Origin of the sequence: Methanobrevibacter thaueri (assembly GCF_015062905.1) — an archaeon.
Taxonomy (GTDB): Archaea; Methanobacteriota; Methanobacteria; order Methanobacteriales; family Methanobacteriaceae; genus Methanocatella; species Methanocatella thaueri_A.
Genome location: NZ_SUTK01000073.1, coordinates 1 through 5,116, shown reverse-complemented (window position 1 = coordinate 5,116; position 5,116 = coordinate 1). Strand labels below are relative to the sequence as shown.

Sequence of the window (5,116 nt, the reverse complement as noted above, 5' to 3'; positions counted from 1 at the left end):
TCGGGCTTTAAAAAAAATATTTTAAAAAAAAAGTAAAAAAAGATAATTTAACCCATTCTTTGGGTCATATTACCTTGTGCAGCAGCTGCAATCTGTTCAGCCTGTGCCTGAAGACTTCCGACAATGTCAGTGGTTTGCTGCAGGTTAGCAAGCATTTTGTCCATGCTGTCTTTCAGTTCTTCCTTTTGGCCGTTCAAGATTTCGCGAGCGCCGTCTGCATCTTTTTTGACTGCAAGACCTGCACCTATGCTTACGATGATTTCATCAGTGCTTTTGAGTTCCCCTTTCATAAAGGAACCTGCACCGACAGGTACGAAAGCTTCAACTGATTCCTTACCTTCAATATCGTCCAAGGTAGCAAATAATGCGTCAACTTCAGCAAGGGAGGCTTGAATCATTTCAATTTGCTGTTGAATCAATTCAGCCTGTTGCCTGTATACATTGATTTCATTAACAAGGTTGTTTAATCTTTGTTGATCTTCCATGTCAATCCCTCAATGCGCCTATAAAATTTCTTTTACGATTGGGTCTTCGACATCTTCAGGAGCGATTTCCTCAATTGAGTCGATTGAAATCTGGTTCCTGTTGATACCATGTTTGCTTCCAAAGTTTGCATAGATTTTGCTTTCTATGTCGGATTCGCAAGTTGCCTTGTATTCTTTGGTAAAGTCATGGTATTCGTCGCCCATTACAAAAGTACCTTTAACTCTGTAAATTTTTGTTATCATATAAAATCCCTCATGATTGTATTAATTAAAAATCATCATCCAAAAAGCCTAATGCCTCTTCAACTCTAGCCATTTCAGGACCTGTACTGTCTTTGTCGACAATTGCTCCAGTGGAGTTTGCCAAAATGCATGCGCCAACAAGAGGAATTCCTCTGCCGACAGTACCGATATCTCCCTCAACACCAAATACTTCACGAGCAAAGTTAACTTCTGAGGAAAGTGCGTTCTTGCTCATCAGGAACCCCTTGTTTGTAACCTTAACAAGTGAACCGATGATGTCGCTTCCGACGATATGGGATGTCTTTACATCCACGTCAAGAGTCTCTTCAAGCACTTCGATTGCTTCAGGGCTTAAGAACGGAGAGGCTATTGCGCCCTTGTCGTTTGCCGCAACGATGTTTCCGACTGCAGTGTACTGGCCAGGTATGGTGGCCACTTTTAAACCCATGTCCTCAAACTGTTTAACTTCCCTATCTAAAACATGTGGGGAAACAACAATACCATTTGAATTAGCTACAGCTAAAGATCCTATAAGGCTTGATCCAGAAATAGAAGATTTTACAACTTCAACCTCTAATGTTTCCTTGATAATGTCTGCCTTTTCATCTAAAAGGTTATAAGGAACAATAGCCAAGTTGTCGGTTGCAAGGACAAACACTCCAATATTTGGATTTCCTACAATGTCTATTCTTTTCAACATATTGTCACCTCACATTTTCGCGTGTCTATTCTGCTAAAGTAGCTTTTACTACACCATCATCATCTTTAACTGCTTTTACAGTGATTTTTGAAGGTATTTTTTGAATACCTCTTTCCCAAATTGCATGATTGATAGATTCGTCAATTTTAACATCACTAGCTTTCATGTGTTTGGTCAAGAAAATTTTGATCTCCCTGATTGCTCTAGGAGCTCTGATAGTCCTTTTGACTTCTTTTACATTTCTAAGTGGAATTGTGTAAACTCTTTCCATTTTAACCCCTCAATTATAATTTAAGACTGTTTCTTCTCCAATGTCTAGGTTTAGGTCTGTATCTAAGTTTACGGTTAGTTTTAGCATAAGCCCAGATTGGAATTCTCCTATTTTGTTTGTTTGCTTTTGCCATTCTTAATTTTTTAGCTAATGGTTTATTTCTACTCATTTTCTCACCTGTAATAATAATTATTTTTTATATCCGATAACACGAGTTTGATAATGTTCCGGGAATATTTCCAGCGGATCGGAACCCATCTTTTCAATCATTTCCCTTATCTCAACCTCAAAGTCGGAACTTGTGTCCCTGTTTGACCTTTCCTTTGAAATTTCAAAGAGGCTTTCGGTAATCATCTTAACTGACTTGTGGCCAAAACTGTCCAGGTTGATGTATTGTGTGTCAAACCTGTCTTCAAGGCTTTTTATCTGATTGACTGAAAGTTTTGGAGTTCTGTCATCACGTCTTGTCCCGTCTGCAATAATATCATGAGTCTTTGCAAGTTCCTCCACTGTCATGCGGTGGATGTATTTTATTCCTTCATTGGGAAATCCGTCCTCGAGGATCTTTTCGCATGTTCTTTTGAGGATATCATTATCCATTTTCAGGACATTGTGCTTGAATCCCAGGGATTCTGCGGATTTTGATGCAGGAATGTATGAATCGTACACGCCGAAATTTGCTGTGTATAATTCCACGTCAAGGCCAAGCCTTTCAAGCATCACTGCCACAAAGGATGAGTCCTTGCCTCCACTATACAAAACAGCAGCCTTCATGAATATTATTTCCTTGTAATCTTAATTTCTCTTTTCTGACCTGCAATCTGTCTTAAAAGGACTTTGAGCTGGTCATCAGTTACTTTTCCTCTTAGGCTTCCTGCCTGTGCGGACTGAATCAGCTGAAGTTCAATGTTGTTGACAAGCTCTGGTTTGGTTAATTTGAGATTTGCCAATCTTTGGCGAGCTTCAGGAGTCATGATTTGGCCTAAGATTTGTTTTTTCTGAGCTTCGAATTGTGCTTGGGCCTCTTGCTGTTGAGCCTGTGCCATGGCCTGTTGTTGGGCCTGGTTTTGGGCAGCAGCCTGTTGGGCCTGCAATTCAGCCATTCTCCTTTGACGAATTTCGTCTAATTCGCTCATATCAAACTCTCCTAAAAATTATAATTAATATTTTTCAAGTTCAGGAATGTCTTTAATTATTTCTCCGGAGATTTTATCCAAAAATGATCTTCCTTGAGGAGATACAACTCTTCCGCCTACAACTTTTTCTACGTATCCTGCGTCTTCAAGCTGTTGGAGTGCAGTTCTGATGATAGATCCGCTTCCTCTCATGAATTTTTCAGGACGTACGCCACGGTCTTTTTTACCGCCGTAGAAAGTTCTTAAACTTGAAACACCAACAGGTCCGTCAATGTAAACTCTTCTGATGATAGAAGCAGTTCTTATAAACCACCAATCAGGGTTTTCCGGTTTTCTTTCCTTGTGGACACCGGTTCTAACAAAATTGGACCATGCAGGAGATTCTATCTTGTCATTCTCTTTAAATTCTTCTGCGACTTTTTCAATTAATAAATCTGCAGGTACATCAAATACAGTAGTCATATTAATTCTCCAATATTATTTTTTATTGTAGCTTAATCCACTGTAAATTTAAGACCTAAAAAAATAGGGCCTGTAACTCTAAATTTATAATGTTTAAGGCTTTTTCTTGTAGATTACAGCAACGTGACCTCTCACGTCCACGAGCTTTGCTCGGGTCTTTGAGACGATTTCGTCGATGTAAGCGTCTTTATCGCGAGCGATATTTTTTGCAAATTTAAGTTTGACGATTTCATTGGCCTTGAGTTGACGTTTGATTTCTTCTATAACATTGTCGTTAACGCCTGCTTTGCCAATGTTGATTGTCATCGCATTAAGAGCTCTGTTCATCAATTCCTTTTTGTTTTGAATCATATTTAGCTCTCCTTTTTAACTTCTTTTCCCTGTGATAGGGAACTTTCATTGCGTGACCGCATTCACCACAAAAAATGTTGACCTCAGAGTCAACCAGCCGGACGGTGCAATTGCGACCAGGCTTGAGAAAGGATTTGCAACTCTTGCAATATCTCCTTCGCCATTCGTCAGGCACAGGAGTATTGTATTTGGTGGACAGCTTCAATGCAAGCTCAACATAGCGATGTGATCTTTCCGGATGGGTGATGAATTCCATCTCGGCCCGATTAAAAAGAATGTTCATTCTTTCAATCGCTATTTCAATCATCCACTTTGGTCGTTTTCCTCTACTCAAAAATATCCTCCTTTGAAATGTAGGATATAATATTCAAAATTGAATTAAAATGATTTGCGCAAATTAAAACAAAAACCATAGTTAAGATAACCTTAGGTTAATATGAATATTAAGAATAATTATGTCTGTTGGTATTTATAAAGGTTGTGAATTTTTGGGTATTTTTGGTCATCACGAAATTTAAAGGAAAAAAAGAATTCCTAATGAATCCTTTCAAATCCCCTAATCTTGTCAAAATCTGCATCGAAGGAGGCGATTCTGCCAATCCCATGTTTTTGCATAGAAACCAAAATAGTACAATCGGAAAAATTCACACTGCGATTATAATAATTGAAAAATTCAAATGCCCTTTCATAGTCCTCCTCAGTTAAAAAGTCAAAATCATATAGATTTAGCAAGTAGTTTTTTAACTCATTTACATCACCAAAAAAATTATATGGAGAAATACTATTAAACACTTCAATAAGAACTGTTATATTGGTTATTTTTGCTTCTTTTTCCAAAAGAGGTTTAATATTTTTAGCATACTGGCGATAAGGGTCATTTTTAATAATTAAACTATTAATGTATGAGGTATCAAGAAAAATCATATTATCACATGTGGTGTTTGTCGAATTTCAATCCCAACCGGTTTCTCCAAGATTGAAAAGCTTTTCCAATACGTCATCATCCTCAGAGCCATCATGATCAAGCATTGCCCAAATCTTTTCTGCATCAATTGTTGGAGGGAGGTCTTTAACTTTCCTCAAATAGTCATAAAGAATACTATTTATTAACTTTTCAGGATTGCAATTGATTTGCCTACACCTATCAGTTATGCCGTTCATAATTTCTTCAGATATATGAATATCATGCATATTATCACATCCTTTTATTCCTTTTAATGTATTCAACAATCAAATCCAAGTAATCGGATTCGACTTCAAATGCCTGCATCCTCAACTTCTCAAGCAGCCCTCATCAATTTCAAAAGAGATTTTGAGATATTCCCCCACCTATATCCAATCATGTCTTAATATGTAGGACCTAGTATAAAGACTTAATGGCTGCAGGCTCGACTGACATCAGCAATTATAATTAGATTAGAATTTTATATATATTTTTTTGATATGCACAAAAAAATATATATAAAAT

At 37.5% G+C, this 5,116-nt stretch carries 12 protein-coding genes; all 12 read right to left on the bottom strand.

Annotation, left to right across the window (positions count from 1 at the left end; all coding sequences use genetic code 11):
* Window positions 1–47: 47 nt before the first annotated feature.
* The gene (pfdA, locus tag E7Z79_RS09060) at window positions 48–485 is read right to left on the bottom strand and encodes a prefoldin subunit alpha (protein WP_303739618.1); all 438 of its coding nucleotides are present in this window, start codon (window positions 483–485) and stop codon (window positions 48–50) included.
* An 18-nt stretch (window positions 486–503) separates the two neighbouring features.
* The gene (gene rpl18a, locus E7Z79_RS09055) at window positions 504–728 is read right to left on the bottom strand and encodes a 50S ribosomal protein L18Ae (RefSeq protein ID WP_292805332.1); all 225 of its coding nucleotides are present in this window, start codon (window positions 726–728) and stop codon (window positions 504–506) included.
* 25 nt (window positions 729–753) lie between these two features.
* On the bottom strand, window positions 754–1,428 hold the full coding sequence (locus E7Z79_RS09050) for a translation initiation factor IF-6 (RefSeq protein ID WP_303739617.1): 675 nt from the start codon (window positions 1,426–1,428) through the stop codon (window positions 754–756).
* A 25-nt stretch (window positions 1,429–1,453) separates the two neighbouring features.
* Window positions 1,454–1,699, bottom strand: a complete 246-nt coding sequence (locus E7Z79_RS09045) for a 50S ribosomal protein L31e (RefSeq protein WP_292601775.1) — start codon at window positions 1,697–1,699, stop codon at window positions 1,454–1,456.
* 13 nt (window positions 1,700–1,712) lie between these two features.
* Entirely contained in the window at window positions 1,713–1,868 is a 156-nt protein-coding gene (locus E7Z79_RS09040) for a 50S ribosomal protein L39e (protein ID WP_004032463.1), read from the bottom strand.
* A gap of 20 nt (window positions 1,869–1,888) precedes the next feature.
* Window positions 1,889–2,473, bottom strand: a complete 585-nt coding sequence (locus tag E7Z79_RS09035; RefSeq protein WP_303739616.1) for an asparagine synthase-related protein — start codon at window positions 2,471–2,473, stop codon at window positions 1,889–1,891.
* Between the two features lie 5 nt (window positions 2,474–2,478).
* Window positions 2,479–2,835, bottom strand: coding sequence for a DNA-binding protein (locus E7Z79_RS09030; protein WP_303739615.1), 357 nt, complete (start codon window positions 2,833–2,835; stop codon window positions 2,479–2,481).
* A gap of 24 nt (window positions 2,836–2,859) precedes the next feature.
* Window positions 2,860–3,297, bottom strand: coding sequence for a 30S ribosomal protein S19e (locus tag E7Z79_RS09025; RefSeq protein WP_303739614.1), 438 nt, complete (start codon window positions 3,295–3,297; stop codon window positions 2,860–2,862).
* Window positions 3,298–3,390: 93 nt separating this feature from the next.
* Window positions 3,391–3,648: a YhbY family RNA-binding protein gene (locus E7Z79_RS09020; protein ID WP_303739613.1), complete on the bottom strand. Its 258-nt coding sequence runs from the start codon at window positions 3,646–3,648 to the stop codon at window positions 3,391–3,393.
* The gene (locus tag E7Z79_RS09015; protein WP_303739612.1) at window positions 3,608–3,982 is read right to left on the bottom strand and encodes a ribonuclease P protein component 4; all 375 of its coding nucleotides are present in this window, start codon (window positions 3,980–3,982) and stop codon (window positions 3,608–3,610) included. The genes E7Z79_RS09020 and E7Z79_RS09015 overlap by 41 nt, the downstream gene beginning before the upstream one ends.
* 200 nt (window positions 3,983–4,182) lie before the next feature.
* Complete coding sequence (locus E7Z79_RS09010; RefSeq protein ID WP_303739611.1) at window positions 4,183–4,572, bottom strand: type II toxin-antitoxin system VapC family toxin; 390 nt, start codon at window positions 4,570–4,572, stop codon at window positions 4,183–4,185.
* A gap of 27 nt (window positions 4,573–4,599) precedes the next feature.
* Complete coding sequence (locus E7Z79_RS09005) at window positions 4,600–4,839, bottom strand: hypothetical protein (RefSeq protein WP_303739610.1); 240 nt, start codon at window positions 4,837–4,839, stop codon at window positions 4,600–4,602.
* Window positions 4,840–5,116 lie beyond the last annotated feature (277 nt).